Annotated in this window: 3 protein-coding genes; all 3 read left to right on the forward strand. The window is 62.9% G+C overall.

All coding sequences use genetic code 11. The features are described 5' to 3' along the window. The first annotated feature begins 143 nt into the window (after positions 1-143). The 3 genes from mutL (at position 144) to aceE (ending at position 5,972) form a co-directional block, all read left to right on the forward strand. The gene (mutL, locus tag FOY53_RS10405) at positions 144-1,997 is read left to right on the forward strand and encodes a DNA mismatch repair endonuclease MutL (protein ID WP_146588481.1); all 1,854 of its coding nucleotides are present in this window, start codon (positions 144-146) and stop codon (positions 1,995-1,997) included. Then, positions 1,994-3,166 (forward strand): DNA recombination protein RmuC, encoded by a 1,173-nt coding sequence (locus FOY53_RS10410; RefSeq protein WP_146588483.1) that lies wholly within the window; start codon positions 1,994-1,996, stop codon positions 3,164-3,166. Before mutL ends, FOY53_RS10410 begins: the two co-directional genes overlap by 4 nt. Positions 3,167-3,479: 313 nt before the next feature. Next, positions 3,480-5,972, forward strand: coding sequence for a pyruvate dehydrogenase (acetyl-transferring), homodimeric type (aceE, locus tag FOY53_RS10415; protein WP_146588485.1), 2,493 nt, complete (start codon positions 3,480-3,482; stop codon positions 5,970-5,972). Positions 5,973-6,000: the final 28 nt, after the last annotated feature.

Genomic DNA, 6,000 nt, shown 5'->3' on the forward strand with positions numbered 1-6,000 from the left:
CGTAATGATCTGACTCTGAAACATCGACATTCGCACTATTGTTCCGTCAGGGTTTGAATTTGGCTGCGCGGATGTAGCCGGCGCACCACACCCGCAGAAAACACCCGTTCCAGAATCGCGGCCACCTTGCTAAGTCTAGTGGCATGAACACCCATGCCCCCAATATGCGCCCCGTGATCCGACAGTTGGATGAAACGGCCATCAACCGGATCGCCGCTGGCGAGGTGGTGGAACGCCCTGCGTCCGCGGTCAAGGAACTGGTCGAAAACGCTATCGACGCGGGGGCGCGGCGGGTCTCCGTTGATCTGGCGGACGGCGGCAAGACCCTGATCCGCGTGACGGACGACGGTTGCGGCATGTCGCCCGACGAGTTGCCGCTGGCGCTGAGCCGTCATGCGACCTCGAAGATCGACGGCTCGGACCTCCTGAACATTCAGTCCTTCGGGTTTCGCGGCGAGGCACTGCCCAGTCTGGGCGCCGTCGGGCGGCTGACCATCGCCAGCCGGGCCGTGAATCACGACGCGGCCGAGATCGCCGTCAATGGCGGCGCACAGGGGCCGCTGCGGCCGACGGCGCTGAATGGCGGCACGGTTGTCACCCTGCGCGACCTGTTCTTTGCGACGCCGGCCCGGCTCAAGTTCCTGCGCACCGATCGCGCCGAATCCCAGGCCGTGGGCGAGGTGATCCGGCGTCTGGCAATGGCCGAACCATCGGTCGGGTTCACTCTGCGTGATGTCTCGGGGGGCGGAGCCGGCCGCGTGAGCTTTCGCGCAGACCCGGTGACCGGCGATCTGTTCGACGCCCTGCGCGGGCGGCTGGCGCAGGTGATGGGCGCGGAATTCGTGGAAAATGCTCTGGCCATCGACGCGACCCGCGACGGCTTCCGTCTCACCGGCTATGCGGCGCTGCCGACCTATTCGCGGGGGTCTGCGGTGGCGCAACACCTGTTTGTCAACGGGCGGCCGGTGCGGGACAAGCTGCTGATCGGCGCCCTGCGCGGCGCCTACGCGGATTTCCTGAGCCGGGACCGGCATCCGGCGGTGGCGCTCTTTGTTGACTGCGATCCGCACAAGGTGGACGTCAATGTGCATCCGGCAAAGTCCGAAGTCCGCTTTCGCGACCCCGGGGTGGTGCGCGGGCTGATCGTTTCGGCCCTGCGCCATGCGCTGGCCGAGGCCGGGCACCGGGCGTCGTCGACCGTGGCCAGCGCCACATTGGGGGCCATGACACCGGCCCCGGTCGGCGCGCGGGTTTACCAGATGGACCGTCCGTCACCAGCGGCCCGGCAGGCGTCTTACGCCGCACAGGCGCCTGGCTTTGCCGATCTGGCGGGGGCTTTTAGCGGTCGGACGGTCGAGCCCGGGATCGAGCACGGCCCGCAGCGGCCCGACCCGTCACAGGGCATGCCCGCAACGGACCGGCCTCTGGGGGCGGCTCGGGGGCAGGTGCATGAAAACTACATCATCTCTCAGACGGCGGACGGAATTGTCATTGTCGACCAGCACGCCGCACACGAGCGTCTGGTCTATGAACGACTCAAGCATCAGATGGCGGACAGCGGGGTCGCCGCACAGGCGCTGCTGATCCCCGAAGTGGTCGAGCTTTCCGCAGACGATGCCGGACGCTTGCTGGACATTGCCGACGACCTGCACCGCATGGGCCTTGCGATCGAGCCCTTTGGCGGCGGCGCCGTGGCGGTGCGCGAAACCCCGGCAATTCTGGGCGAGGTCAACGCCGAGGCCTTGTTGCGCGACATCCTGGACGAACTGGCGGATCAGGGCAGTTCGGCACTGTTGCAGGACAAGATCGAAGCTATCCTGTCCCGCGTCGCGTGCCACGGCTCGATCCGTTCCGGCCGCATCATGCGCGGCGAAGAGATGAATGCCCTGTTGCGTGAAATGGAAGCAACCCCACACTCGGGACAGTGCAACCACGGTCGCCCGACGTATGTGGAACTCAAGCTGGCCGATATCGAACGGCTGTTCGGACGCACATGATCACCCTTGGGACAAACACGTATGCACTGGACGATCCCCGGGTGCTTCTGGTGCTGGCGGGCGCGGCGCTCGGGCTTCTGATCCTGCTGCTTTTGATCGTCTCGGTGCGTGCGGCGGGGCGGTCGGCGCGCCTGGCGGAACCGCTGGCGCAGCAGATGGGGCAGTTGGGCAGCCGGGTGCAGGCGCTGGGCGAAGGACAGGAGCGGCTTGCGGGCGGATTGCATCATGTCAGCGAGGCCCAGGCCAGCAGCCAGACGGCCATGCTGCAACTGATGGAACAGCGCCTGGCGGCGGTGCAGGTACAAATGAACGAAAACCTGCACGGTTCGGCGCGCAGAACGGCGCAGAGCCTGGGCGACCTGCAACAGCGGTTGCAGAGCATCGACAAGGCGCAGGAGAACATCACCAAACTGTCCGGCGACGTGCTGTCGCTGCAGGACATCCTGAGCAACAAGCAGACCCGCGGCGCCTTTGGCGAGATCCAGCTGACCGATATCGTCGGCAAGGCCCTGCCAAAGGACAGCTTTACGTTGCAGGCGACGCTGTCCAACGGGCGGCGCGCGGATTGCCTCATTCATCTGCCCAATCCACCGGGGCCGATCTGCATCGACAGCAAGTTTCCGCTTGAGGCCTACGAACAGCTGCGCCGCGCCGAAACCCCGGATCAGCTGGGCCGTGCCGCCCAGATGCTGCGGCTGTCGGTGCGCAAGCACATCAAGGACATCTCCGAGAAATACATCATCGAAGGTGAAACCGCGGATGGTGCGCTGATGTTCCTGCCATCCGAGGCGGTCTATGCCGAGCTGCACGGGAATTTCCCGGAACTGGTGCGCGATGGGTTTGCCGCACGCGTCTGGATCGTTTCACCCACCACCTGCATGGCGACGCTGAACACCATGCGGGCGATTCTCAAGGATGCCCGGATGCAGGAGCAGGCCGGCGCCATCCGCAAGGAACTGGGGCTGCTTTATGCGGATGTGGATCGCCTGGGCAGCCGGGTCGAAAATCTGGATCGGCATTTTGGTCAGGCGGCCAAGGATATTGCCGACATCAAGATCAGCGCCGACAAGGCTGGACGCCGGGCGCGGCGGCTGGACAACTTCGATTTTGAGGAGTTGGCCTCCGGGGGGCCGTCACCGGTCGTTGGTCTGGCAAAATCCGACGCGTGACTGCTTCGGTTTAGCGCTAACCCCTTGCAATTTGTCCGGGGCCTTGGTCTGCTCGTTTTCGGGAGGATCAAAAGGGCAGAAGACAACGCTCCGGTCAAATTAGTTTACCATTAAACCAATTGCCATGCGCGTGCTGCAAGGATGTTATGCGTCAGCATACCTGCCCTAAGGAAACCTCCTGTGCTACTCCGGCGCCGACCCGGGAAGACCTGCCGGATTGGCAGGAATTCATGACCGGACGAAAGATGGTTTAGGTTTGAACCAAAGATAAGCGCCAGGACAGGCGAATATGATGACCAAGGGAAGAGGGCAAATGACAGACAGCCGAAACGACATTGACGCAGTCGAATCCCAGGAATGGCAGGAGGCGATCGAAGACGTGATCCTGCGCGACGGTCCGGACCGTGCGCATTTCCTGCTCGACAAGGCAGTTCAGCAGGCGCGTGCGGCAGGAGCGACCCTGCCGTTTTCCGCGACCACGCCGTATCAGAACACGATCTCGCCGGATGATGAAGTCGACATGCCCGGCGACACCGAGATGGAATGGCGCATTCGCACCATCAACCGCTGGAACGCGATGGCGACCGTGGTGCGCCGCAACAAGGAATCATCGGAATACGGCGGGCATATCGCCTCTTTCGCCTCGTCCGCCGCGCTGTATGACGTCGGGCTGAACCACTTCTGGCGCGCCAAGTCGGCGATCCACGGCGGCGATCTGGTGTTCTTTCAGGGCCATGTTGTCCCCGGCATCTACGCCCGGTCCTTCATGGAAGGCCGTTTGACGCAGGACCAGCTTGAATCATTCCGGTCCGAAGTTTCCGGTGGCGGCCTGAGTTCCTATCCCCACCCCTGGCTGATGCCGGATTACTGGCAATTCCCGACGGTTTCGATGGGCCTGGGGCCGCTCATGGCAATCTACCAGGCGCGGTTCATGAAATACATGCACAACCGCGGCCACATCGACATGGCGGACCGCAAGGTCTGGTGCTTCCTCGGCGACGGCGAGATGGACGAGCCGGAATCGCTCGGAGCGATCTCTCTGGCGGCGCGCGAAAAGCTGGACAACCTGATTTTTGTCGTCAACTGCAACCTGCAACGTCTCGACGGGCCGGTGCGCGGCAACGGCAAGATCGTGCAGGAACTCGAGGGCAACTTCCGCGGGTCTGGCTGGGATGTCATCAAACTGCTTTGGGGCAGGGGCTGGGACGAACTGCTGGAAAAGGATGCCAGCGGCAAGCTGCGCCAGCTGATGGATGAAACCATCGACGGCGATTACCAGACGTTCAAATCCAAGGACGGTGCCTATATCCGCAAGCATTTCTTCGGCAAGTATCCCGAGACGGCGGCACTGGTCGAAGACTGGAGCGACGATCAGATCTGGGCGCTGCGCCGGGGTGGGCACGACCCGAAAAAGGTCTACAACGCCTTCCTGCGCGCGACCAAGACCAAGGGACAGCCGGTCTGTCTGCTGGTCAAGACGGTCAAGGGCTATGGCATGGGGACGGCCGGCGAAGGTCAGAACACCAGCCACCAGCAGAAAAAGATGCAAGAGGACCAGATGCGCGCCATGCGCGACCGGTTCAAGATTCCGGTCGATGACGCCGATCTGGCCAAGGCACCGTTTGTCAGCCTGAACAACGCCCAGAAAGCCTATATGACCGAGCGTCGGCGCGACCTGGGCGGATCGTTCCCGAAGCGCGACTGGCGCGACGCGCCCAAGTTGGAAATCCCGGCGCTGACCGCGTTCAAGGGACAGCTGGAATCAACCGGAGATCGCGAGATTTCCACCACCATGGCGTTTGTCCGAATTCTGACCACGCTGCTGCGGGACAAGAAGGTCGGCAAGTTCGTGGTGCCGATCGTCCCCGACGAAAGCCGCACCTTCGGCATGGAAGGGCTGTTCCGGTCCGTCGGCATCTACAACCCGCTGGGGCAGAACTATACCCCGCAGGACGCCGACCAGATGATGTTCTACAAGGAGAGCAAGGACGGTCAGGTGCTTCAGGAAGGCATCAACGAGGCCGGGGCCATGGCCGACTGGATTGCCGCCTCGACCTCCTATTCCACCCACGGCGTTCCGATGATCCCGTTCTACATCTATTATTCGATGTTCGGGTTCCAGCGGATCGGCGATCTGGCCTGGGCGGCGGGCGACAGCCGTGCGCGCGGCTTCATGCTGGGGGGCACCGCCGGACGCACGACGCTGAACGGCGAGGGTCTGCAGCACGAGGACGGCCACAGCCATGTCTTTGCCGGGACCATCCCGAACTGCATCAGCTATGATCCGACCTTCTCTTACGAAGTTGCGGTGATTGTGCAGAACGGCATGAAGCGGATGTTCGTCGATCAGGAAGACGTGTTCTACTATCTCACCCTGATGAACGAGAACTACCAGCACCCCGATATGCCGATGGGCGCCGAAGAGGGCATCATCAAGGGCATGTACCGCCTGTCCAAGACCGGCAAGCCGGCCAAGAAGCATGTGAATCTGATCGGGTCGGGCACGATCCTGGTGCAGGCGATCAAGGCGGCGGAAATGCTGCGCGAGGACTTTGGGGTGACGTCCGACATCTGGTCCGCCACGTCGTTCAACGAACTGGCGCGCGAAGGTCAGGACTGTCTGCGTCAGAACCGCCTGGACCCGCTGGGTGCCGAGAAGGTTCCCTATGTCACGCAACTGCTTGACGGGGTGAAGGGGCCGGTCATCGCAGCCACCGACTATATCAAGAGCTACGCCGACCAGATCCGCGCCTTTGCCGTTGGTTGCTCATTATGCACCCCCTTCGTAAGTGTTTGGAAACATTGAAAGCTGGTCGTCGAACTCAGCGCGACAC

The sequence above is a fragment of the Puniceibacterium confluentis genome, from assembly GCF_007923445.1.
GTDB classification, from domain to species: Bacteria; Pseudomonadota; Alphaproteobacteria; order Rhodobacterales; family Rhodobacteraceae; genus Puniceibacterium; species Puniceibacterium confluentis.